Source organism: Chrysosporum bergii ANA360D (genome assembly GCF_029891735.1).
Taxonomy (GTDB): domain Bacteria; phylum Cyanobacteriota; class Cyanobacteriia; order Cyanobacteriales; family Nostocaceae; genus Umezakia; species Umezakia bergii.
In genome coordinates this window covers 13,204-36,634 of record NZ_JANQDH010000041.1, presented here as the reverse complement: position 1 = coordinate 36,634, position 23,431 = coordinate 13,204, and the positions used below count along the sequence as shown (strand labels likewise).

Here is a 23,431-nt window from a genome sequence, read left to right as displayed (position 1 = left end):
GAAATGTTTATATTATCAATTGATCAAGTCTAGATTTATCAGTCCAACTCACTCCTTCTTTGATAACTCTTGCAGGAACTCCAGCTATTAAAGAATGAGGTTGACAAGATTTAGTCACAACTGCTCCGGCAGCAACAACTGAACCCTCACCAATTGTGACACCTTTTAAGATAGTTACATTACATCCAATCCATACATTGTCTTCAATGACTATTGGGGCTGAATAGGGAGGTAATCCAAATCCATGCCCATCATCATCAATGATTGTGACTCCAAAGGAGATAGCACAATTTTGACCAATTGTAATTGACTTTTGAGCAGAAATTCGGCTACCATCAGTAATATAAGAATTATCGGCTATACTTAGGTTAGCAGAGGAACCAACGCTTAATTTTACACCTCTCCCTATAGTGCATCCATTTAAGCTAAGTATAGCATTATAGCTAACAGCTATTACAGTAATGTCACTTCTTGGTGTCGATTTTCCCAACAACGGAATGCCGATGTAACAAATTTTATTATTTTTGTTAATAGTAATATCTGAGCATAAGCTAAGTTGAATTTTACCGCGACAAACAAACGCATCATTTCTTCCTGCATAAAGATTTAGATGCAACTGGGCAAGCCAGTTAATATCTAAAACTCTACCAATTAAACCATTTAACATAGATATTTATTTGAGAATGTTCTGTTTATAGGCAATCACAACTATATTATCAGCGTAATCAAGACCAAGTATACGAGTAATAATATACTTCCTTATATTTTGTGTTATTTTATACAAAATATTTTTATACTCTCCTTCAAAAACAACTCTATATCCATCTACGTGTAACCCCAAAGAAGTTAGATAAGCCCATAAATCAGGTAAGTTATAACAATGCAAATGGCTCATATCTGAAATTAATGGACTTCTGATACACCTAGCATTAGGAGTTTGGATAATTATTAAACCATTAGGTGCTAATAAATTAACCATTTTATGAATCAGAGCTAAACCTTCGGAAATTTGTAAATGTTCAATCACATCTAAACATAAGATACTAGCATATTGATGATTGATTTCATCTAAACTTGTGTAATCGTATGGGAATTCTGTTCCTATATCTTGTGTATCATATTTTCCTGAGTAACCAAATTTCTTAAACTTCTGCATTATCTTTAGATCACCCGCTCCTACATCAAGCAAAGTATCTCGATTTTTAACTTTATTAAAAATCACTTGCTCGACTTCACAAAGTTCAGATGACACCCACCACCTCAGCAAAGGAAAGTTCGGAGTTCCTGATTTTAATAAGTCTTTTCTTTGCCAATAATTCAAATAAACTAGATTTGGTTGCATAACTTGTACAATGATAGTGCTTAGTATTCTTAGGATATCATGATGATAGCATAGGGGTATCTAGTTGTATCACTAACATAAGCAATTGTGGAGAAAATACTTTTACATCATTGCCGAATATAGTTTCTGCGTAGCAACAGCAGTATCTTTCCACCCATAAGATTTAGATTTTTGGTAACCCCGCTGTTTTAAATCTTCTTGAAAATTTTTGTTCTCACATAACTGCGACAACAATGTTGACAGTTCCTTCAAATCATCTAATCTAAAAGTTTCACCTCCATCACCTAAAACCTCTGGTAAACAACTACTTCTAGCCGCTAATACTGGACAACCAACCGCCATTGCTTCACATAATTGTAAACCAAAACCTTCATATTCACTGGGATAAACAAAACAAACAGCCTCAGCATAAAGTGCTGGTAATTCTGTATCATCTACCCAACCTAATAACCGCAAACGATTGTTAATTTTTAATGACTCTCCTAGTTGTAGGAGTTGACTAAGCTGTTGATCTTTACCACCAGCCAATACCAACTCTACACCATTTAAACCAGATTCGGCAAAAGCCTTCACCAAGAAAGAAATATTCTTGCGTTTTTCCCAGCCACCAACATAAAAAATATAAGGAAGTTGCAATTTATATTTACTGCGGACTTCCCGGCGTTGTGCTTCTGTTACTGCGTTATGAAACCTGGGATCAGCCCCTTCATAAATAACTGTAATTTTCTCTTCTGGAATATGCAAATGTTTGATAATATCCTGTTTTGAGTATTGGCTAACAGTAATAATATGCTCTGCCCTGTGTCTAGCAATCCAATGATAAAATTCACTTTGTATATTAGGCAAAGTTAACCGTTGATACCAAGGTTGATAGTGAGAGTAATAAATTTGGTCTATTGCGTCATGTAAAGTCAGCACTCGAGGACATGGGCTAGACCAAGGGAGACCAAAATTCATGGGACAGTGTAGAATATCTACTTGATCTTTTTTGCATTGTTTTGGTAGCCAATATTGTTCCCATGTGAGATATCGCATAGGAGGAGAAATACGTACTTGATAACTATTTTTTGATAATTTGGCGAGATGACTTTCATGTAATGGACTGTCAGAATATAAAAAAACCTCTATACCCAATAAGGATAACTCTACCAAAAGATTGATAGTATAACGGTTCCAACCTCTGAGTGTGGGCGACTTTAATAGTCGAGCGTTAAAGGCGATTTTCACAAAATATTATGACCTTGTTTTAATTTTTAATAAACACAGACAAATTCTCCAAAGCCAGTTGATGAGCTTTAACTCCAGTTTCTAATTGGGAATAATCAGGCTGAAAGTTTCCTTTTAAAGCTACTTGAATCATTTCATATAGTATGGAGTTACAATCAATGTTATGAGATGCTCTCGTAGGATCTACTATCCAATCATCTAATTTTAAAAATTGGAACAGTCGCTGAAGTTTTGCCCCATAAGGTAAAGCTATTGTTGGTACACCAGAAGCAATACTAAAAATTGCTCCGTGAAATCGCGTAGCAACACAAACAGACGACTCAGCAATTTTACTTTCTCCATTTACTCCATAAATGATTTCCATAGGATGGTGTGGATATGTCTTGGAAAATTCTGCAAACAATTGTTGACATATAAACATATCCTGACTATCACACAGTGAAATCCAGAGAATTTTCAAACCTAGCCTAATAGCTGAAACTGCTGCTGCTCGCCAAACTGGAATATATATTTCTGATCGATATTGACAGACAACAATCGCTACAGCACCTACATCTTTTTTCTGGCGAATAAATGGAATACCCCATTGTATACAGCGCTGAAATAGAGCCGCATCAAGACCGACAAAAACTTTTGAAGTTAACCCAGCATTTATGAATAAATCTGCGGCTTCAGTAGACCTAACACCAATCCATGAAGGAAAATTATTAATTCTGCTAATTAGTTGTTTAGCTACTGCCAAATTTTGGAAACCTGGGTGAACATCTCCAAAATAATAAATTAGTTTATTACAAAACCAGGAAGCCCATTTTAGCTCTTGATAACGTGATTTGACATGATAAAAACTTTCTCCGAACAAGCCCCCCAACCAAATGTAGTTTCGTCTAGCATCTGGTATTTGCTCATTGATTTTTTGTTGTGTCTCTAATCGTTGTTTGTAGCCGTACCAAAAACGATACCCAATAGCCAAAGGCGGTGGAGAAATTATACTCTCTTTTAGAGAAAGTAAATCTTCATTGGCTTTACCTAATATAGTCAACTTTTGGTAATTTTCTCTTTCCTGATTAATAAACGCTTTCACTAGGGCATGATCGCCCATATTGGCATTATTTAAGCTACCTGCTATTATTCCATGACTACTGCTCATGCTAATATCTTCCTATAAATCTGCTCAATTTGTCCCACCGTTACTTGTGGACTGCAATGTTTCTCAAGTAATTGTCTAGCTTTTAGCCTCCTTTGCTGTCGCAGATTAGGATGTTTTAATAATTCTACGGTCCGATCAATTAAACCTTGATCATCGTCACAAATACCAGCGTGAATACCATCGATCGCCGGAATACCTTCTACACCATTAGAGTTAGTCACAACTGCTGTACCTAAAGCAAAGGCTTCCATAACTTTAACTTTCATACCACTACCAGCTACAGGTGCATACAACATAACATCCATATTAGCAAAGTAAGGTAATGTATCTGGTACATCTTGATGAATTTCTAGGTCTTCTATATGGGTAAATTTGGCTAGTACATCTTTAGCACACCGTCCCACTATTTGCAATTTAGCATTAGGGAGACGATGTTTGATTTCCGGCCATAATTTAGTCACGAGTCTAACTGCAGCCGAATAAGATGGTTTCCAATTAAAACCACCAATGAGTCCGACTATTGGTTTTTGATTGATATGCTTTTGTTCAACAAAGGGATATAGTGAAATATCTATCCCCAGAGGAACGGTATAAACACAAGCATGGGGATTAATTTGCTGAATATTTTTAGCTAAAACATCTGATAATGCAATGATTGTGGGAAAGGCCTTCAACAATTTCTGTTGTGCGTGGTAAGTGAAAAACCTTCTAAACCGTGTTTCCCAAGATTTGTTATCCTCAAAAGTGCGATCTAAGGAAAACAGGTAATGGATATTAATTACTACTTTTTCCTGATGTTCAATTCCTAGCCAACCACTCCACAGCTGTTCAAGATGCAAGATGTCGTAAGGTTGAGTAAGTTCTACAGCTAAATCTTGACGTAATTCTGGACTGAATACATAGGAATAAGGTTGCTGTATGGTTTTTATCTTGGCCATGAGTCCCCTTTTTGGGTGGGAAATGAGATAACAGCGTAAGTCATATTCTGGTGAAGGAAAAAGAACTTGAGCCTGAGAAATATCTTCTGGTTTTCCACAAGCGGTAAACACTGTTACACGATGACCTTTGGCAACTAAACCTTTAATCAAAACATAGTACCATCTAGCATCGGCATTGCCGAATGGTAGAGGTGGTGAACTTAGTACCAGTATAATTCTTAGCAATTTCATTGATTACCTACTGAGTGATTAAGCCAAATAACTAAAACCTTTTTATACCGGGGGACTAAGATTTTTGTGCAACTAAAATCATACTATTCCATAAATAAGGAAGATGACCAAGTCCTATGTTACCTACTCCATAAAAACTACATACTTTAAAACCTTCCTGTTCTAGTAAATAAGTCAGAGTTTTACGCGAAAAAAACTTTATATGGGCACCATCATTTAAAGACTGGTGGTGAACATCCCATTTATTAACTAGAGAAATAGCCAGGTTTTTGAGATAGCCATGATAAGGGGTACTGATAATTAAATATCCCGAATCTTTCAATACAGCTTTGGCAAATTTGGGCAAGTACCCAGGTAAAAATAAATGTTCTATAACTTCAGTTGATACTACTGCATCAAAATCACTGTTTCTCAATAAAACTGGGTCATCATAAACTCCTATTACTTGAAAATTGACACCAGCAACTGATTGTTTTGCAATTTCAATACCTTTTTCATCAGCATCACAGCCAGTTACATCAAAACCACTGTTAGCCAATCTTCCAGATATTACACCATTTCCACAACCAATATCAATAATTCTATGCACACCTAACTCACTACAAATCTGAATAATTTTAGGTGAAATAAAATCATTACAAGATGAGGAATTGCTTGATGTCCAACCATAATTTTTTACATTTTTAACCATTGTGTAACTCCTTGAGTTTAGTTTAAGATTTATCTGAATTATTATATCTTTTGATTGCTTCTGCAAAAATATTTTCCAGCTTGTCTACAACTTTGACAATACTAAATTCTCTTTCGGCTGTTATTCTTGCTTCCGAAGTTATTTTTTCTCTGTTTTTATCTATATCCTCTATGGCGACTTTCATAGTTTCTTTCAGTGATTCTACAGAATATTCTTTAAATACCCATGAATAATCACTAATAAAATCCTTTGTCCCATTGGTAGTTCCTACTATCACAGGTACACCACAACATAGTGCTTCTGCTACTGAAGAACCAAAATTTTCACTTTCACTAGGTTGAATTAAAATATCTACTGAATTCATTAATTGTGGTACATCCAGCCTGGAAATATTTTCCCGATACTGTAAATGTTTTGGAAATGGAAATTCTTCAATCAATTTCTTGTGTCCTTTCGCATAAGAAAATTGTCCAATAATAATTAAATCAATATCATAATTTTCGTTTAAAAGTTCCTGGAATGCTGCTAAGAGTAAATCTAATCTTTTTCTGGGAACTATTCTTCCTAACCATAAGAAGATTTTTTTGTTATCTTCATTTTTTTTCGATAGATGTTGGGGTTGAAAAAAATTAATATCTATAGGATAAGGTAAGATTTTAATATTTTTATGATCTAATCCCCATAGATACAGATTTTCTTGAGACCATTGACTACCACAAATAAAAATATCCGTAAATTTGTATATTCTTCTACTTACTAACGCGGAATATGTATAAAAAGCTTTTAAAATCAAATATTCTTTAATGCCAGATAAAGAAATTATAGATTTTTTTAGTTTTTTGATAGATTCCCATTCAGTATGGAAAGTACCTTGCAACCAACTTATACTAGGAATATTTTTAATTCTAAAATAACTTGGTAGACCTAAGAATAAAGTTAATGTATATCGTATATTATTATGATTCTCATTGGCTTTTTTAGCAATTGATTGGAAATATATTACAGAGCTTATTCTAGCCCATATTGCATATAAAATACCTCCATTTTTAGGTAGTTGCTCCAAAAATTTCCAAATATATTGAACCACTGGAATTGATAGAGGTATGTAATGAAGATTTTGATAATCAGAAAGTTCTTCTGGATTATTAAAATTACCCATGCTATATAAATCAATTTCATAACCTCTTTTCAGGAGTTCTTCAACAATTAAAAAGTTGGCCGAGGCTAAACTACCAGCATTTTTAGAAATTAATGTGTAGCAAGCAATTCTTTTTTTAGATGTTGGATTATCCATAAATAAATACTCTCCTGGAATTTAATTAATTGTTATCTATCAGGTTAATAATATTTTGTGCCATATCATCCCAAGTATAAGTTCGCAATTGTTCGGAAACAGAAGATAGCAAGTTATTGTAATATTGTCTATCACTGCGCCATTTCTGCAACCTGGTAGCTAAATTCACTGCATCCTCACAATTAGGAATTAATAGGTCTTTTAACTCCTGGGGATAGCGTTCTGCCACTCCTGCATTAGCACTTACTAAAGCTGGTATAGCACAACACAAGGCTTCATTGACACCCAAACCATAAGGTTCATACCGAGTCGGAGCCACCAAACAATCAGCAGCACGTAAAAATTTCGGCACATCATCCCGAAAACCCAAGAAATCAATATTGGAAATACCAGCAACAGCAGCACGACTCTGCCACTGTGTTAATTCTGCACCAACCCCAATTACTACCAAGTGAGCATCCCAATCAGGGGATTGACATAAATGTTGCCATGCTGTGAACAGCGTATCAAATCCTTTGCGGCGATCGCCCAAAGCGCCAATAAATATGACAACTATTTGATCCTCAGCCCATCCTAGCTGCTGACGCAGTGCTATTCTTTCTTGAGGTGTGGCTGGGTAAAAAACTTGGGGATCTATGCCACAGTATACTGTGTGGATTTTTGGCTCAGGAATTGCCAACTTCTCGATCAAGTCTTGTTTAGTACGGTTTGAATTGACAATAATTACCCGGGCAGAGTTTAATACTTGTTTTTCTGCACCTAAAAACATCTGACGAGAAACAGTTCCCTTAAACTGATGTAATAAGCCAGTTTGATTATGAGGTTGATAAGCCGCATGAACATAATGCACCCAGTTTACATCGTCCCATTGACAGTTACCACCATTGACCAAAACTCTACCGCCATCCCTAGCGAAATCCCGGGCTAAATTACGTCCCATTCGATTTAGCAAAGGACTACTGAGTAAATAAGAGTTTCCTAATTTTGGTACTCGATGAAACTTGACACATGGATACTTTAACAACTCAGTAGCTACGCGATGAGCTACTAAATGTACTTCTTCTCCTTGCCTAGCTAAATAGTCAGCCAAGGCAAAATTTGCTCTGTCCATGGCACCAGTTTTGACAAAATCACCCGTCACCAGCAAATAAGATTTCATCACCGCACATTTAAAGGTTTGTTATCCTTAATATTGCCAGCAGCTACGAACAGTGCTGTGTTGATTAACCAGAACTCCATACCACCCTGACCAATAAAAATGGGGTAGTTAAAAGTCAGTGCCACTACCCCAACATCATATGCGAAAATTAACCCGCCCCACAGGGCAAAATCTCCCAAGTTGGAGTTGGTAGCAATTTTCCAGGCAATATGACAAGCCCAATAAATCGTCAAAACGTAGGCACATATGAGTGGTACTCCGCCATCTAGTAACCATGCTGTCCACTGGATTTCTACCCAAATTGGCCGGGATACCAAGTAGATATTTTCTCCAAAATAGTCGTTGATCATCCCCCAACGCCCCAAACCAGCCCCCAAAGGATATTCAGGTAAAAGCTTTTCAATAGTATCCTGCAAAAAAGTTCCCCGGTTTTTGTGGTAAATTTCTTGGGGAGAAGCAGCAAATAGACTCATTATGCGTTCCGTGGTTGATTGTCCGCCAACGGCGATCGCCCAGGTAAACGTACCAATAAACAAAGTTGTCACACTTGATACCATAGTTGTTGCACGGAATAATTGACCCGTGATCAGCAAAAGCACTGCCAAAACCACCATAGAAATAGCAGCCAATACCAATGTGGAACGAACCTGAGTCAAGTAGATGCAAAACAAACCTATCCCAGCACTACTAATACCAGCAATCCTTAAAATCGGGTGTTTGTATTTGAGAGCAATAACAACACCAAATAAAAGAGCATATAAACCAGAGTTAGCTGCACCCCCCGGTACGTCAGTTAAGCCCATTGGTCTATACACCTCTGCCCCATTAGCCAGGGTGATTATTAAATTTTCCCCTCCCCAAGTGCTATTTTGAACCGCAGTAGAAAGAGAATACTCAAATTGACCAGGATAGTAAACCTGTAACACCCCAACAATGGCACTTAAGCTATTAATCCCCCACATCATGAATATTAAACTCTCAAAGGCTCTAGGTGTAATCTTTAACCTTGTTACCCAAAATATGGGACTGAGAATAGCAAGATACATCCCGCATTGAGCAATCCCAGATATGATGGAATTAATAAAAGGATTCAGGGATAACTGTAACAGCATAATTCCCATAACAATCATTGCTGGCAAAGTTGCCGGATGTTTCTGTTTTGATGGTGACCGTACTGACACCAATAAAAATAAACCTAGGGAAAATGCGCCACTCCGTACTAGCACTCGTAAAACCCCAAAGGAGGGAAATAAAAGCAATACTTGCAAACCAAACTGTAACAATATCAAAGTGTGCGCCCATGTCCAGTTTAACTTTTCCCAGATAGAAGAATCTGGGAATTTATAAGCTGTTTTTGTAATCACTACAGATTAACCCTTGTAACTAAACTTCGCTATTAGCCAATCTAGCTTTAAAGTATAAAGCCCAGTGATGCTGCATTAGTGGACATAGATTTTGTTTCTTTGCCAGGGTCACCAGCAGAGTTTCTATCCCGCCAAATAAATTTCCTGGATGGATGTGCATAACTTTCATAACGAATCTAGTCTGGTTGGTATGCTGGGGTAATTCAATTCTGGACTTAAAACTTGGGAATAAAATTCAAAACTTCTGACAGCCATATTTATGTGATTGAAATATTGGGCACGTCTACTGCTTGCTCTCACCAGTCTGTTACGCAAACCAGGTTCTAGGAGTAGACGTTTTGCAGCCTCAGCTAAAGCCATAGGGTCATTAATCGGTACTGTTAAACCTTCTATTTCATGTCTGTTTACCCAAGGAACTCCACTACAAGGAATATTGGCATTAATCACTGGACAACGGCTAGCCATTGCTTCCACTTGAACTAACCCGAAACCCTCACTACGGACATTAGAGGGAAACCAAAGAGCCGTTGCTGCATGATAAGCTCCAACTAGCTCATCCTCATTCAGACGACCTAACCAGACAATGCGGTTCTCAACTCCTAATTTTTGAACTAAGGCTTTTAATTCTGTTTCTAAAGGTCCAACTCCTACTACCAGGAGTTTTCCTGGTACTCGTGTCAAGGCTTGAATAGCTATATGTAATGCTTTGTAGTAGACAAGCCTACCTATAGATAACCAGATGATGTCCCCGTGTTGTTTCTTTAACCTACGGCTGTAAGCTAGTGCTTGTTGACTAGGATGAGTGTATGTTGTGGTGTCTAGGCCTAGTGGGAGCGCGTCTGTTTTTGAAGGATATTGTTGCAGAAATTTTGACCCTTCAATATATTGATGACTTGTAGTTAAAATTTGTGCGCTTTGACTGTAAACCAAATATTCAAAAGGCCGCAATGCGTATTTTAATATTTTTTGTTTAATTACATCGCTGTGGTGCGTAATTACTAAAGGTACTTTTCTGTCCAACATGGTTAAGGCTAAGAGCATGGTTGGATTAGGAGTATGTAGATGAAAGATAGTATTTGGCTGGTTGAGAAATTTGGTAATTGTTTGGCACAGTCCTAAACAAACATCAAAACCTGCTAATGATAGCACCCGACCAATACGGGTAACTTTAACATCTCCATCTTCATCGTCAACAGTCTTGGTTTTGTTCGATAACTTTCCTTGTTGATCCAATCTATTAACACAAATCACGTCAACTTCAGCACCCATAGCCGCTTGGGTTCTGGCTAGGGTCTGAACGTGAGTTTCTATCCCTCCTCTATCGGGGGGATAATACTTAGATAGATGAACGATATGGATATTAGTTGTTCTTTTCATCTTGGTAATTTACTGGTAGACACATTCCCGTCACTAACAAACAGTCTCCAAATCAATCAGATTTTCCCAAAGCAGTCATAGCCCTATCGATCACCAGGACAAACTGTCATCGCCCACAAGTTCTATGGGTGATTTAACTTAGTTATGGCTCTGTTAGGGTTACTGCATTTGATGTTTACCCTCTAAGTAAATAAGTATATTAGAATCATGCCAAATTAAGGTTAAGAACTGGTTAAGGTTTATTTAAAAACCGGTGATTGGTTTTTTGAGGGAGATTTGAACCCTGAAGACAGGTTGAAATGACATAGCATAGGAGTTACGCATTGACAGAATAACAAAATAGTGCATTAATCTAGGGGGACTTTGATTCTGGGTTATTGCATCGGGTTGTAATGTGGTATCAGTAGCACTGGCTTCTAGCGGGTATTGGTGACAAGCAGGATGCTTGTGTTACAGGCGCTCGCGCATTCCGTAAGAGTCCGTTTTAACGGACTTGAGCTTTGAGACGGGGAATTTATTCCCCGGCTTCTTGTGTTACAGGCGATTGGCGAAGCCAATCGCATGATATAGAGCTTATAGATCATGTTTTTTGTCAATGCGTAAGTCCCATAGCATTTAATGATGTATTTCTACTCTGTATGTAAAATCAGGTTTGCGGTCGTGGGGCGATCGCTTGGTTTTTGCGGCTGTTTATGATACTGTAGAATGGCACAATTTCCACCACCTCTAACCCTCTCAGCATAAGCAACTCTGAGAGAAATATATACTTAGTATCTAGATATCTCTCCCTCTACCACTCTGCGCCTGGAGCGTGGGATATGAAAATGTGGTTAATTTAGCTGAGAATCGCTGTATATTTCAGATTTCATTTATTTAGCAGTAAAGACTGCCATTTCCAGTAGTTTTCTAACCAAATTGACTCTAAAACTGAATAGATATCATCTGGTTGTCTTCCCTTTACAGGGACAGATAACTGCGTCCATAAACAGCGATCATCTCGCAGGACATCTTGACCAAAAATCCAAGGTAAAAACCGATTAAAACTCAAATCATATTGATAGCGGTTTTGCATAAATTGTTGAGAGTTAACCGTACCACCTCCGCGAGGATTAACACAAGATAATAGGAAACCCTTGTTACCATCAGAATATAAATTTGAGTAACCAATTTTCGGCGAGAATATAACTTTTTTTGGTAAGTTTTTTATTTTCAAAAAATCTGGATTTTTAGCATCTAAAAATGGGTTGTTATTGCCTCTAGTATTAATCATATACCGCATTTCTACGTCTAACTGCTGATTATTATTTATATAACTATAATTCTTACCAGATTTAACTATGAAAAACTTTTGTGTATCTAAGTATATTTTTTGCTCTTGTAGAGATGAGACGTTAATTTGCTGCCAATTAGTGAGAGACAATTGGTCTGGCAAATTTATGGAATTATTGATATTTATTTTAGTTGCAATTAAAAAAATAGCCGTTAAGATAATTCCCACCCAAGTACCTAATAAAAAGAAGCGACGTTCAGGGGTTATGATTTGTGTATGTATTGGTTGAATATTTTCTGCCGATAAATTTTCTAACGATAATATCCAATTACATAAAAAAGCATAGGTAATGGTTGAAAAAACCATAAACATACTTCCGCCTGTATAGCTGTGCCAATAATCAAACAAATCCTTGTTATTTACGACAACAACTAATAAAGCTACTCGAATACAGCCTGTTAAAAAGCCGACACTAATAGCAGATATCACCAATGTCCATCTTTGCCGCCAAGTTAAGGGGGAGACAACTACTAAAATTAAGAGTGTGAGCTTCAGTAGCCAAAGTATTAATAATCCACCTGTGCAGTAATAAAGGACCCTTACCTGTCCTGTGGGTAATTTTACTAAATCGCCGTAGTAAGTAGCTTTAAACCCGATGTAGTGGAGTGAAAAAGCGGAGATGCTGGCTGTTAATTCGCTAAAGTGCAAACGAGAATCAAAAATTTCATTGATCAAGCCGAAGGGAAAAAGCATTAAGCACAACAATAAAAACAAGCGCCAATGGTGCTTAAATCCTAAGAAACCAAAGGAAAGTAGACCTAAGCCTAAACCAGCCACAATGGGCGCATAGCGAAACAGCATTAAATCTAAATGCCAGAAATGAAGGGGTCTAACTATAACCAGGAATAATAATCCCAAGCCTAACCAGCTAGAAAACCAACTAGGGTTATGTTCTTGATGGCGATTTTGCCAAAGTAAGTATAAAATACCTCCCCAATACAGAGTATAGAAGGTTATTTCTTCACTAGCGATAGGGTGATTTCTAATTATGTCTAAATGCCAAATCGCTAAGGTGGTAAAAATACCTAATAAGTAAAACCACTGTTTTTGCAATAATGGACTTAGTTTAGCTAATAATAGTTTTTTAGTGGCAGTTATTTTAGGCTTATTGATTAACATATAGCATTTCTGAAACACATTGGATACAAATATAAATGATCGTCTTGATCGTCTTGTATTGAGACCATACCTCGACTACGCTCAGTACAAGTCCTGCTCGCTGCTCAATCCATCCGGTTCCCCATCTGCTAAGGCAGTGTTAGTTAACATACACCTAATTTGATATTTGTAATTTTAAAATGAAAATGAGAAATAAATGGGGTATTATTATCATAATTTACATAAAAAACACATTTCAATGGAAATACGTAAGAGTAAAATCTGAAAGCCTAAACTAATGTATTAATAAATGTAATTATATCTAACAGTATTTATGTATAAATACATATAAAATCCCAACATCAAGCAAAACTACCCGGCATAAAACCAAGGTAGTTCCCCTCCACTTTAGCTAAGTTTTCGGTTTAGGGCTAGGCAATTACGGTCATTGGAAGAGAAATGAATTTAAATTTTATTTGTGATCATTAAGGTTATAAGTGGTATATATATGTTATGTGTTTGTGTAGTAGCATCTTGCAATACTTATTACATTACCATTAGACTAAATAACCCTAACCAAATAATTGACATGGAAGAATACTTACAGCTTTGGATTATCCTCAGACGGCGGTGGTTGCCTGTTTCCATAGTTTTCTTTACCCTTGTGGTTTTAAGTATAGTGAAAACTATAGTAGAAACACCTACTTATCGAGCATCAGGTCAGTTAGTGCTGAAAAAGAACCCTACCTCATCACTGACAGGAGTAGGTCGCCAATTAGGGGCACTAGAAAGTTCAGTAACAGGCAGACCAATCGCTACTGAGGCTGCTATTCTCAGTTCTCTACCTTTAGCTGAAAAAACTATCAATGCTTTGAAACTCAACATGAACCCGTTGGTGTTTTTAAAAGACTTAGAGGTAAGTAACATTGAAAATACAGATATATTACAAGTTTACTATACAAGTATAGATCCTAGGTTAGCGGCCAAGGTTGTCAATTCTTTAATGGATGTCTACATAGAGAATGATATCAGTGCCAACCGGGCGCAAACTAAGTCTGCTAGGGATTTTATCGCTCAAGAGTTGCCGAAAAGAAGAGCTGCGTTACAATTTGCTGAAAAACGATTGCAAAATTTTAAACAGCAGAATCAAGTATTAGACCTGAAAACAGAAGCAGGCTCGATTGTTAGTACCATTACTGATTTAAATAGACAAATCGAGGCAACCCAGTCAGAACTAAGGGTACAAAAGGCAAGGATAGAATCAATTCAGCAACTATTTGGCATAACTCCACAACAGGCTGTAATTGCCGGTTTTGTCGCTGAGTCTCCATCTGTGGTTCCAGTTATGCAAAAGCTACAAGAAACACAAATAAGACTGGAAACATTAAGATTGGAGTTAACTGATTCTCACCCGACAATAATTAACCTGAAGGAACAGGAAATAGTTCTCAAACAAGACCTTGAAAGTCGCATCCAAACAAGTTTTCTTGGTCAGGTAGGACGCTTAAATGAAATAAATCAAGCCAAAGATGTAGTTCAACTCAATGGTCCGGGTTTACAACAAAATCTTTTAAGTAGTTACGCTAATGCTGAAGCAGAGCGTCTCACTTTCCAGGTACGGCTGACAGCTTTGGGGGAAGTCATTCAATCTTATAGGCAAAGGGCTGACTCATTACCCCAGCTAGAATTGCAGCAAAGGGAGTTAGAACGGGAAATAAATGCCACTGAGTTCAGCTACCAAGAACTGCTGGCTAAAAATCAAGAACTAGAAATAGCAGAAAATATGCAAATCAGTAATGCCAGGGTGATCACACCCGCATTAATTCCGGCAGTGCCTCTGAGGAGCAGACAGTATATTAACTTACTCCAAGGCGTGCTTGGCGGGTTTGTAGTGGGTGGGGCTACAGCCTTTATTTTGGAAAAAATGGACAAAACTATCAAAACCAGTCAATCTGCTCAAGAATTATTGCCGTATAATCTATTGGCTTATATTCCGTTCTTTACTAGTAGTGGCAAAGAAGCTCCAGATGTGGTTGTTAGAAATGAACCAGAATCTTCTGTTAGTGAATCGTTTCGGATATTGCAAACCAATTTGAGATATTTCAATTCTGAAAAATCTACCAAAGTGATTGTCGTATCCAGTGCTGTCCCCAAAGAAGGTAAATCGACGGTTGCGGCTAACTTAGCTTTTTCAATGTCGCAAATAGGAGCTAGAGTATTGTTAGTTGATGGAGATTTGCGGAATCCTAGTCAATATAAAATCTGGGAGGTTGACAATGAACTTGGTTTAAGCCATGTAATCCGAGATCAGTTGAGTTTAGAAAGCACTGTCAAAGAAATTTCGCCTAATTTCCAACTTTTGACTGCTGGTGAAAGAATAAATAACCCAAATACACTCATTGTTTCTAGTCAAATGGCTGCATTTGTAGCACAAGCCGCCCGAACATATGATTTTGTAGTCATAGATACGCCCCCATTGATAGCTGCTGCTGATGCAACAATTTTAGGCAAACTGGCTAATGGAATTTTGTTTGTGATCCGTCCGGGAATAGCTGATGTTAACAGTGTTGCTATTGTTAAGGACTTGTTAGAAAAAGCCGAGCAAAATGTTTTAGGTATAGCTATGAATGGTATTAGTGCCCAACAAAGGTATTATGATTACTATTACTATGCTAGTAGTAAGGTATAATGTTACCCATATCCGATTAATGAGTTATGTTGATATACGCCATCTTAGGCAATCAGAATGGGAGACAAAGTATAGGGATTTAATTGGTTCCTAAAACTAAATTATAAATTGCAATAATTTGTTGTGGTAAAGCCTGGTAGTTGAAACGTTTGCTCACTGTATTCCTGGCGTTTGCTGATAGAAATTGCCGTTTTTTGGGGTTGTCGATTAAATCCAGCATGGCTGCTGCTAGGGCTGTAGAATCGTTGGGAGGAACACCAATGGCATCATAGTTATGAGTAAATAACTCAGCAGCACCACCAGCTTGAGATACTATGACTGGTTTTCCACAAGCCATTGCTTCTACTATGACTAAACCAAATGGTTCTGGTTGGGTACTAGCATGAATAACTATATCTAACTGATGGTAAATTTTGACTATATCTTGCTGGAAACCAATAAAATCAAGCTTTTCTGCTATGTCTAGATTTAAGGCTGTGTCTTTTAACTCCTGTAGGGAAAATTGTGAACCACGAGTTTTATATATAGGTTCGCCAACAATAGAGAAACGAACATTTAAATCTGGACGCGCTTTGACAACATGGGCTGCTGCTGCGAGGAAAACATCATGACCCTTCCAACGTGCAAAGGTAGCAACTAACCCTATTCGCATAGGAAGATGGGAATTTAAAGATGAGGTTAAACTAGCATTGAAGTAATTAATATCAATGCCATTGTAGATTACTTCTATAGGTAAATTAGGTAATGTAGTTTTTGCATCTTCGGCAACAGCTTGGGAAATTGCAATTCCTAATTTGGCGCTTGGACTCATCCATTTTAATATTTTTCCTATTAATGGTCTAGAACCGTAGAAATCATGGATGTGCCAAATAATAGGTGTGATCCTGACTCCGGCTAATGCTAACAGTAAATGAGTTTTAATGCCGTTAGAATGTATTAAGTCCGGTTTGATCTGGTGCAGTAATTGGTGAATTTGCCAAAGATATTTACCAATGCTAGGTAATATTATTATTATTTTTAATAATGTTGATATAATTTTATCTTTCTCTTTCAATGCACTATTCCCTAATTGATTGATTGAGTCTGGAAGTGGTAGTATTTGTACCTGCACTCCTAAATTCTTAGCCTGTTCTATCAATGGTCCATTTGTACCGACAATTAGGTGTATTTCTAGATCAGTTTTTTGGTGGTAAATGGCAGCAAAGATAGTTAATAAGGCTCTTTCTGCACCACCAATTACTCCTACTGGATTAACAAATAGAATTTTCATAAGTATAATCTCTATAATTGGCTCGTAGTTGCGCTTTAGAAAGGCTATGTCTGGGATCGGTTAACCATAGGCTGATTCTTGGTTGAGGGCGATCGCCTTTCTGATCATCAATATACTATATGGATATTGAGAGGGCATTTCATCGGCAAGATGCAAGTACTACAACAGTTTGATGATTCATCTTTGTAATTCATTGAAATGTAACTTCCTGTAAGATTTGGCAATAATCCGGGCGTGATTCGACCAAGAATATTTTTCTGCTTGAGCTAGACGCTGATTTATATCAGGGGCTAAATTTGGGTTTACCAATACTTGCTCTATTTTTTGCACCCAAGTTGATATATCTCCCATTGGACAATATATAACAGCTTGTCCTCCCACTTCACGCAATACGGGAATATCACTGGTAACTACTATACCTCCACAAGCTAAAGCTTCAATCACAGGTAAGCCAAAACCTTCTGCTTCACTGGTTAGTAACACTGCTGAGGCTTGTTGGTAAAGAGCGGCGATGCTTGAGCGTGGTAAACCTTGGAAATAAATGATAGACTCACTTATATTCAACTGCTGAATTTGCTGTTGCTGGCTTGTTGTCCATTCACCGCTAACTTTGACAAGTCGTAACTTTGGATGAATAATTCTCACTTGAGCAAAAACTTCTAGTAAAACATCTATACGCTTGCGGGGAATGCAGCTACCAACATGAAGTAAAAAAGGTGCTTTTGGTATTTGTGCCAATATGTGATCAGGTTGAGAAATGGGCTGAAACTCTGTGGCGATACCATAGGGAGCATGAACTAGTCTTGATGATTCAACAAGTTGGTAATGTTCAATTTCTTTTCTGACTGCTGCGGTAGAATAAAAAATCACTGAGCATGATCGCAAACCACGCAGAATTCTCCGAGACATAGCCTGATACCAGCCTGGGCGAGGCTCTCTTTCTGGTTCTAGAAGAGCGCGAAAGGCGTCAATATCATGACAATATACTCCTGTACGGTCTGCTGGTAATACATGGGCTAACTGGGCATAGGAATGATCAGCAATGTGATAAAAATCACAATTCTTCACTCTGGTTTTGAGATACTGGGGATAATCCCAAAAGCGGTTAATGAGGCGATCTGCATTATAGGCAAAGCGCTTTTTACCAATCCAGGGAAGTTGCTGACAACGGCTGTTAAATGTTGGACAAACTTGAATAGATGTGATATCTTGATCAGGCAGATGCTGGAGTAGCATCTGAGCGCATAAGTCCATGCTAGGCCAGTTCTCCTCTGGATAATCGCAGATAACAGCAAGACGCAATTTATTTTTATCCAAATTTCTGTTTGTTGATGATTATCTATATACGGCAAGTTCAAACAACTACGCTGCTAAGAAATTACCCTAGTTAACTAAGCACAATATAACATGATGTTCGCTATTTCTTGAAAAAATGTTATTTTTTGGTTACAAAGACCAAAAGCAATGATCTCTCATCATTAAATTGATCAATTACTGGACTACAAAAGCTCTGTAAAAAATTGTAAATGCTGTTGAGCAACAACTGGCCAAGCGTAATGTTTACGCACTCTTTCTAATCCTTGGGCGGAAATTTCTTGCCTTTGGGATGGACTATTGAGCAAGTTGGAAATGGCTTTTATCCATCCCTGATGATCTTTTTCGCCAACCACTACCCCCGCATCTTGAATGACATAAGGAATTTCGCCACTGTCGCTACCAATTACAGGAACACCACAGGCAAAGGCTTCAATTAGCATACGTCCAAACTGTTCTTGCCAGTTGGAGACTGTTTGACTAGGAGCAACTAGGATATCCATAGCGTTGAGGTATTGAGGAACTTGATGATGTTTAACATCTGTGCAAATTCTTACCCTTTCAGGATAACGCTTTGCCCAAGTTTGTAATGATGATTCCATGACTCCAGTACCCACCAACAAAGCTCGCCACGGAGTGGCTAAACTATCTAAAACGGTCATTAGTAAATCTAATCCCTTTTCGGGAACAAAGCGCCCTAAATAGCCGATAACAGGTGTTCCCTGTGCTTCCCAACCCAGCATCTGACGAGTTTGATCTTTGGTATGAACACAAGGGTAAAAATAGTTAATGTCTACACCCAGGGGAATTAGTCGCATGGGGAGCGAATACCCCGGACGAGGCTTTAAAGTATTGGCAACAATTTGTCCGCAACATATCCATCCTTTAGCCCGGCTCATGGCATAGTTTTCAATCCAATTAAAGGGCGGTGGATATAATTTCAACTTACTTTGAGCTGTTGTGTAAACTAATGGGGCATTTTGAGATAGCCACCAAGCAACTTGTCCGCCTGCAAATATGTATGGTTCTTCCCAACAATGCACTAAGTCCCAGTTTTGCTGCATAATTTCCCGCAGTCGCCAACCATAAGTCATGATGTGAATGCGATCGCTGTTATATACTCGCACTCCTTCTAAGTGGGAAAGTTCCTCAGAGTCGGTTTCTAGTTTGATAGGTCGTAAGTCTCCCCGCATCAACAGGGGAGCAACAGATGTGACTTCCCATTCCTCTTTTCCCAAACGGGCTATTTCATTAACTAATCGTCGGTTGAGGTTGACCACATAGGAGTGACCGATGGACAGAAGTTTTCGAGTCCTAGCCATACATAGTTTGTTACTTTGCAAATCAATTGATGGAATTTATACTACTATACTGTTACACTGCTATCAAATATTATTAATGATGTTTTTATATGCAAGAGATTTTGGGGCTTGAAACAGATCGTCAGGTACAACTAACTACTAGTGTGCTTATTCCCAGCTGGCAAAGAGTTGACAAGCTGACTCGTTGTTTACAAAGTTTGGCGATGCAAACAGTGTTACCTAATGAGGTAATTGTGGTATGGCAGGCTAACGACATCAGAACAAGGGATGCTGTTCAAGAGCTACAGCCTACTATTCCTTATTGTCTAAAACTTTTACATTCCATCGAAGCTGGTATTGTCATTGCGGAAAACACCGCACTAGCAGCAGCCACAGGCGAAATAATCTTGCTATGTGATGATGATGTGGTGACACCAGCTGGCTGGATTGCTAGACATCTTTCTTTTTACTCAGATCCAATCATTGGGGCTGTAGGTGGTTCAGCTAATAATTATTTTTCTGATGGTTCTGCATTTCCAAAACGCCAGAAACAACCCATAGGTAAGCTCACCTGGTACGGCAAAAGTTATGGTAATATGTACGACCACCCAGAGGAGTGGACTTCTCGCCATCCAATTCGGGTTGATCATCTTGTTGGTTATAACTTAAGTTTGAGGCGCTGTGCGTTGAATTGTTTTGAAAGTAGCTTTAAACGCTATTGGCAAATGTTTGAACTTGATGTTTGTTTACAAGTAAAACAACGAGGATATGAAGTAATATTTGATTTTAACAATGTTGTAGATCATTATCCTAGTAAGACAGTTTATACTGATGGTAGAGATGGTGATTTAGAGTCTAAGGTTTTCAATGGAAGTTATAATCATGCACTCGTATTGGCTAAACATAGTCCTATAAATCTATACATCCCCCGCATATTGTATATACTCTTAGTTGGTTCTGTTGCTTCTCCTGGACTTTTGGGGAGTTTGTTGGCCATGAAGCGTTACGGTAATTTACGTAGAGAACAGCAGATTTTAGTTAAATCATGGCTATACAAAATAGCAGGATGGCAAAAAGGGCTTCAATTACGTAAATAGATCTGTATTATTAAAGGTGACTAGAAAGAAAAACAACGCTCCAGTTGGTAGGAAACCCTCCTAGACATAAAAAAAAGGGGGGAGCTTTTTCCCCTCCCCAGAAAAATTTAACAAATATCCGCGAAATTCCCCATCCCTCTATAAAGTCGTCAACAATCACCTAACTACTAAAAAAACAGAAATCTTGTAGAAGGTAGAAAGCCCAGCATCAACGAACTAGGCTGGGGTAGTTCATGAGAATATTTCGTTGCTAATTAACCCAACAAAGCCTTAGCTTTAGCCAAAACATTATCAACACTAAAGCCAAACTTCTCCATACAAACACCACCAGGAGCGGAAGCGCCAAAAGTATCTATGCTCACAGTGTCGCCTTCAATACCAACATACTTGTGCCAGCCAAAACTGCTACCAGCTTCTACAGACAAACGCTTAGTAACAGATGCCGGGAGAACAGAGTCTTTATAAGCTGCATCTTGGGCATCAAACAAGTCTGTGGAAGGCATAGAAACAACACGCACTTTGTTCCCTTCGGCTGTTAGTTTCTCAGCTGCGGTGACACAAAGGTTGACTTCTGAACCAGTACCGATCAAGATAATATCTGGAGTACCTTGGCAATCCACCAATACGTAAGCACCCTTAGCGACGTTTTCAGCTGATGTACCTGCCAAGTTGGGGACAGCTTGACGAGTAAAAGCTAACAAGGTGGGAGCGTTTTGTTTTGCCTTGGTAATTGCGACTTTGTAAGCGCCGGAACATTCGTTACCATCTGCGGGACGAATCACAGTCAGGTTGGGAATAGCCCGCAAGGAAGCCAAGGTTTCCACGGGTTGGTGTGTGGGTCCGTCTTCACCTTGTCCAATGGAATCGTGAGTCATTACCCAAATTACCCCAGCTTCAGACAAAGCAGATAGGCGGATGGCTGCACGCATATAATCTGTGAAAATCAGGAAGGTTGCACCGTAGGGAATTAATCCTGAACCATGCAGGGCCATACCGTTACAAATTGCACCCATACCGTGTTCCCGCACTCCAAAGTGGACGTTGCGGTTTTGGTATTGATTTTTTTGAAAGTCACCGAAGCCTTTAATTTCAGTCAGGTTGGAGTGTGTCAAGTCAGCTGAACCACCGATTAACTCTAAGATCACTGGGGCTAACTTGTTCAAGCAATTTTCTGAGTGTTTGCGTGTGGGGCTGGCTTTGTCTGCGGGAGTGTAGCTAGGTAGTACCTGATCCCAACCGTCGGGGAGTTTACCGCTAATGTAACGTTCAAATTCTGCTGCTTCTTGGGGATATTTGGCTTTGTAGTCGGCAAATGCCTGGTTCCATTCTGCTTCGTAGCTTGCACCGCGCTCAACTGCTTTACGCATGTGGTTGAGGGCATCTTCAGGTAGTACGAAGGGTTCGTATTCCCAGTTTAATTGTTTCCGAGTTAAGGCAACTTCTTCAGTACCCAAAGCGGCACCGTGAATACCGGCTGTGTTTTGTTTGTTGGGAGAACCATAACCGATGATGGTTGTCACCTTAATCATGCTCGGCTTGTCGGTGACAGCTTTTGCTGCTTCAATTGCTTTGGCAAGAGAATCTAAATCGGTGTTGCCATTTTCAACGTGCAGGACGTGCCAGCCATAAGCTTCAAAGCGCTTAGAAACATCTTCGGTGAATGCTACATCTGTAGAACCATCAATAGAGATGTGGTTGTCGTCGTACAAAGCGATTAGTTTACCTAATCCTTGGTGTCCTGCAAAAGAACAAGCTTCGGCGGAAACGCCTTCCATGTTACAACCATCGCCCAGAATTACATAGGTGTAGTGGTCAACGATCTTGGCATCGGGTTTGTTAAATTTGGCGGCGAGGTGGGCTTCAGCCATGGCTAAACCAACTGCATTAGCAATGCCTTGTCCCAATGGACCAGTAGTAACTTCTACACCAGCTGTTTCAAAGTTTTCTGGGTGTCCTGGGGTTTTAGATTGCCACTGACGGAATTGTTTAATATCATCAATGGTGACGCTGTCGTAGCCTGTCAGGTACAGTAGTGCATATTGCAACATACAGCCATGACCAGCAGACAAAATAAAGCGATCGCGGTTAAACCACTTGGGATTTTTAGGATTAAACCGCATAAAGCGATCCCAGAGTACAAAACCCATAGGAGCAGCGCCCATTGGCAGTCCTGGGTGTCCTGATTTGGCTTTTTCTATGGCATCAATGGCCAAAAAGCGAATCGAGTTAATACAAAGTTCTTCGAGGGATTGGGTTGCAACAGCCATAATCTCTGATTCTTAACGACGGGTTAGCACTCTTGGAGCTTGTCTTTTAACTGGGGTTGTTTTTGGCAGTTACCAGCTAACAATTACAGGTTATCAGTTTTATTCGTTCAACTTGATAACTGATCAAAATTTCCCACAGTATCTTTATCATCCCACTCCCCATTGTTGATGGACAAGCGAGATATCCTGAGATTCTAGTGATAAATCAGGCCAATAATTAGGTTATGCTGAACGCTTGTTTTAGCAATGAAGGATATTTGTGATACTTTTCACATAATTATCTCAGAATAGGGGA

18 protein-coding genes are annotated in these 23,431 nt (G+C 38.6%); 2 read left to right on the top strand and 16 right to left on the bottom strand.

Annotation, left to right across the window (positions count from 1 at the left end; genetic code table 11):
• Nucleotides 1-7 precede the first annotated feature (7 nt).
• From NWP17_RS06300 to NWP17_RS06245, 12 genes are all read right to left on the bottom strand, one after another.
• Nucleotides 8-667, bottom strand: a complete 660-nt coding sequence (locus NWP17_RS06300; RefSeq protein WP_280654064.1) for an acyltransferase — start codon at nt 665-667, stop codon at nt 8-10.
• 6 nt (nt 668-673) lie between these two features.
• Nucleotides 674-1,342 carry a class I SAM-dependent methyltransferase gene (locus tag NWP17_RS06295; protein WP_280654063.1) on the bottom strand — a complete coding sequence of 223 codons (669 nt, stop codon included), beginning with the start codon at nt 1,340-1,342 and terminating at the stop codon, nt 674-676.
• Between the two features lie 102 nt (nt 1,343-1,444).
• Nucleotides 1,445-2,569, bottom strand: coding sequence for a glycosyltransferase family 4 protein (locus tag NWP17_RS06290; protein ID WP_280654062.1), 1,125 nt, complete (start codon nt 2,567-2,569; stop codon nt 1,445-1,447).
• 19 nt (nt 2,570-2,588) lie between these two features.
• Complete coding sequence (locus NWP17_RS06285; protein ID WP_280654061.1) at nt 2,589-3,716, bottom strand: polysaccharide pyruvyl transferase family protein; 1,128 nt, start codon at nt 3,714-3,716, stop codon at nt 2,589-2,591.
• Complete coding sequence (locus tag NWP17_RS06280) at nt 3,713-4,885, bottom strand: glycosyltransferase family 4 protein (RefSeq protein ID WP_280654060.1); 1,173 nt, start codon at nt 4,883-4,885, stop codon at nt 3,713-3,715. Before NWP17_RS06280 ends, NWP17_RS06285 begins: the two co-directional genes overlap by 4 nt.
• A 55-nt stretch (nt 4,886-4,940) precedes the next feature.
• Nucleotides 4,941-5,576: a class I SAM-dependent methyltransferase gene (locus NWP17_RS06275; protein ID WP_280654059.1), complete on the bottom strand. Its 636-nt coding sequence runs from the start codon at nt 5,574-5,576 to the stop codon at nt 4,941-4,943.
• Nucleotides 5,577-5,598: 22 nt separating this feature from the next.
• Entirely contained in the window at nt 5,599-6,870 is a 1,272-nt protein-coding gene (locus NWP17_RS06270; RefSeq protein WP_280654058.1) for a glycosyltransferase family 4 protein, read from the bottom strand.
• Nucleotides 6,871-6,895: 25 nt separating this feature from the next.
• Nucleotides 6,896-8,029, bottom strand: a complete 1,134-nt coding sequence (locus NWP17_RS06265) for a glycosyltransferase family 4 protein (protein WP_280654057.1) — start codon at nt 8,027-8,029, stop codon at nt 6,896-6,898.
• The gene (locus NWP17_RS06260) at nt 8,029-9,393 is read right to left on the bottom strand and encodes a hypothetical protein (protein WP_280654056.1); all 1,365 of its coding nucleotides are present in this window, start codon (nt 9,391-9,393) and stop codon (nt 8,029-8,031) included. The genes NWP17_RS06265 and NWP17_RS06260 overlap by 1 nt, the downstream gene beginning before the upstream one ends.
• Nucleotides 9,394-9,412: 19 nt before the next feature.
• Nucleotides 9,413-9,562 (bottom strand): hypothetical protein, encoded by a 150-nt coding sequence (locus tag NWP17_RS06255; RefSeq protein WP_280654055.1) that lies wholly within the window; start codon nt 9,560-9,562, stop codon nt 9,413-9,415.
• Complete coding sequence (locus tag NWP17_RS06250) at nt 9,559-10,770, bottom strand: glycosyltransferase (RefSeq protein WP_280654054.1); 1,212 nt, start codon at nt 10,768-10,770, stop codon at nt 9,559-9,561. The genes NWP17_RS06255 and NWP17_RS06250 overlap by 4 nt, the downstream gene beginning before the upstream one ends.
• An 865-nt stretch (nt 10,771-11,635) precedes the next feature.
• The gene (locus NWP17_RS06245) at nt 11,636-13,219 is read right to left on the bottom strand and encodes a cyanoexosortase A system-associated protein (RefSeq protein ID WP_280654053.1); all 1,584 of its coding nucleotides are present in this window, start codon (nt 13,217-13,219) and stop codon (nt 11,636-11,638) included.
• 487 nt (nt 13,220-13,706) lie between these two features.
• Between NWP17_RS06245 and NWP17_RS06240 the strand changes: the two genes are divergently transcribed.
• Entirely contained in the window at nt 13,707-15,887 is a 2,181-nt protein-coding gene (locus NWP17_RS06240) for a GumC family protein (protein WP_280654052.1), read from the top strand.
• 79 nt (nt 15,888-15,966) lie between these two features.
• Here the strand turns inward: NWP17_RS06240 and NWP17_RS06235 are convergent, their stop codons facing one another.
• The 3 genes from NWP17_RS06235 to NWP17_RS06225 all read right to left on the bottom strand — a co-directional run bounded on the left by NWP17_RS06235 (nt 15,967) and on the right by NWP17_RS06225 (nt 19,793).
• Nucleotides 15,967-17,157, bottom strand: a complete 1,191-nt coding sequence (locus tag NWP17_RS06235; protein WP_280654051.1) for a glycosyltransferase family 4 protein — start codon at nt 17,155-17,157, stop codon at nt 15,967-15,969.
• Nucleotides 17,158-17,334: 177 nt separating this feature from the next.
• The gene (locus tag NWP17_RS06230) at nt 17,335-18,474 is read right to left on the bottom strand and encodes a glycosyltransferase (RefSeq protein ID WP_280654050.1); all 1,140 of its coding nucleotides are present in this window, start codon (nt 18,472-18,474) and stop codon (nt 17,335-17,337) included.
• Nucleotides 18,475-18,656: 182 nt separating this feature from the next.
• Nucleotides 18,657-19,793: a glycosyltransferase family 4 protein gene (locus NWP17_RS06225; protein ID WP_280654049.1), complete on the bottom strand. Its 1,137-nt coding sequence runs from the start codon at nt 19,791-19,793 to the stop codon at nt 18,657-18,659.
• Between the two features lie 143 nt (nt 19,794-19,936).
• Here NWP17_RS06225 and NWP17_RS06220 point away from each other — a divergent pair, with 143 nt between their 5' ends.
• Complete coding sequence (locus NWP17_RS06220; RefSeq protein WP_280654048.1) at nt 19,937-20,869, top strand: glycosyltransferase family 2 protein; 933 nt, start codon at nt 19,937-19,939, stop codon at nt 20,867-20,869.
• A 254-nt stretch (nt 20,870-21,123) separates the two neighbouring features.
• Here the strand turns inward: NWP17_RS06220 and tkt are convergent, their stop codons facing one another.
• Nucleotides 21,124-23,136 (bottom strand): transketolase, encoded by a 2,013-nt coding sequence (gene tkt / locus NWP17_RS06215; protein WP_280654047.1) that lies wholly within the window; start codon nt 23,134-23,136, stop codon nt 21,124-21,126.
• Between the last annotated feature and the right edge of the window lie 295 nt (nt 23,137-23,431).

Excerpts from the sequence above, each read along its gene's own strand:
- NWP17_RS06300 (WP_280654064.1), bottom strand. The coding sequence starts at position 667 with ATGTTAAATGGTTTAATTGGTAGAGTTTTAGATATTAACTGGCTTGCC.
- NWP17_RS06295 (WP_280654063.1), bottom strand. The coding sequence starts at position 1,342 with ATGCAACCAAATCTAGTTTATTTGAATTATTGGCAAAGAAAAGACTTA.
- NWP17_RS06285 (WP_280654061.1), bottom strand. The coding sequence starts at position 3,716 with ATGAGCAGTAGTCATGGAATAATAGCAGGTAGCTTAAATAATGCCAAT.
- NWP17_RS06280 (WP_280654060.1), bottom strand. The coding sequence starts at position 4,885 with ATGAAATTGCTAAGAATTATACTGGTACTAAGTTCACCACCTCTACCA.
- NWP17_RS06275 (WP_280654059.1), bottom strand. The coding sequence starts at position 5,576 with ATGGTTAAAAATGTAAAAAATTATGGTTGGACATCAAGCAATTCCTCA.
- NWP17_RS06270 (WP_280654058.1), bottom strand. The coding sequence starts at position 6,870 with ATGGATAATCCAACATCTAAAAAAAGAATTGCTTGCTACACATTAATT.
- NWP17_RS06265 (WP_280654057.1), bottom strand. The coding sequence starts at position 8,029 with ATGAAATCTTATTTGCTGGTGACGGGTGATTTTGTCAAAACTGGTGCC.
- NWP17_RS06255 (WP_280654055.1), bottom strand. The coding sequence starts at position 9,562 with ATGAAAGTTATGCACATCCATCCAGGAAATTTATTTGGCGGGATAGAA.
- NWP17_RS06250 (WP_280654054.1), bottom strand. The coding sequence starts at position 10,770 with ATGAAAAGAACAACTAATATCCATATCGTTCATCTATCTAAGTATTAT.
- NWP17_RS06245 (WP_280654053.1), bottom strand. The coding sequence starts at position 13,219 with ATGTTAATCAATAAGCCTAAAATAACTGCCACTAAAAAACTATTATTA.
- NWP17_RS06240 (WP_280654052.1), top strand. The coding sequence starts at position 13,707 with ATGTTATGTGTTTGTGTAGTAGCATCTTGCAATACTTATTACATTACC.
- NWP17_RS06235 (WP_280654051.1), bottom strand. The coding sequence starts at position 17,157 with ATGAAAATTCTATTTGTTAATCCAGTAGGAGTAATTGGTGGTGCAGAA.
- NWP17_RS06225 (WP_280654049.1), bottom strand. The coding sequence starts at position 19,793 with ATGGCTAGGACTCGAAAACTTCTGTCCATCGGTCACTCCTATGTGGTC.
- tkt (WP_280654047.1), bottom strand. The coding sequence starts at position 23,136 with ATGGCTGTTGCAACCCAATCCCTCGAAGAACTTTGTATTAACTCGATT.